Below are 235 nucleotides of genomic sequence, written 5' to 3'. Positions count from 1 at the left end.
GGTCATGATCAGGTCAAAGGAAACCTTCCAGCTGAACGCCACAGCAATCATCCCGACAATCGGGCCGGAGATCGCTCCGCCGAGCGGCGTTCCGCTGTTTGTCAGGCCGGTGACCGTGGCGCGCTGAGACGGAGGAAACCAATTGTTGACCATTTTGCTTATGGCAGCCGACAGCGGCCCCACCCCCATACCGAATAAAACACGGATAATCAAAAGACTTACAAATCCGAAAGCA

Annotated in this window: 1 protein-coding gene; it reads right to left on the bottom strand. The window is 55.3% G+C overall.

The window, feature by feature from the left end:
• Positions 1-235: MFS transporter (locus tag KVT31_RS30025; protein WP_217613775.1), on the bottom strand; the 235-nt coding region annotated here is incomplete at both ends.

It is taken from the genome of Bacillus sp. GbtcB14, from assembly GCF_019091205.1.
Classification (GTDB): Bacteria; Bacillota; Bacilli; order Bacillales; family Bacillaceae_G; genus Bacillus_A; species Bacillus_A cereus_AG.
The sequence above is the reverse complement of the archived record's forward strand: the minus strand, read 5'-3'. Positions and strand labels throughout refer to the sequence as shown.